Below are 408 nucleotides of genomic sequence, written 5' to 3'. Positions count from 1 at the left end.
GCATACGGCCGTCGACCCACACGTCGCCCGCGTACCACCAGCGCATCAGGAGGTCGGCATCGGCACCAAAGACTGACGGATCCCCAGGGGCCAGCACAACGTCGTAGGCATCGGGCTTACCGGTGATCTCGTTGTAGACGTCCGCCGACTGCTTCTGATCGAACTCGACGATGACGCCAGCCTCCTTGAGGGAGTCCACCAGGATGTTCTCCACTGCCTTCATCCAGTCGTGGTCGGTCCCCAGAACACGGAACTGCTTGAGGCCGGTCTCCTTGAACAGGGCCTTGGCCTTGTGAAGATCGCGCTCGTAAACGACCTTAGCCTTCTGATAGGCAGGATGATCGGCCTGGACGAAGCAGGTCGCCGGAGTTGCCTGCCCGGACAGACCGACCTTGCACGCCTTCGCGA

General features: G+C 61.8%; 1 protein-coding gene. It reads right to left on the bottom strand.

Translation table 11 applies throughout. The annotated features are described in order from the left end of the window. The coding region (locus tag G8O24_RS42900; protein ID WP_368736654.1) for an ABC transporter substrate-binding protein at window positions 1-408 on the bottom strand (408 nt) is incomplete at both ends.

This window comes from Bradyrhizobium campsiandrae (genome assembly GCF_014529705.1).
GTDB lineage: Bacteria > Pseudomonadota > Alphaproteobacteria > Rhizobiales > Xanthobacteraceae > Bradyrhizobium > Bradyrhizobium campsiandrae.
This window is presented reverse-complemented; position numbering and strand designations above follow the sequence as displayed.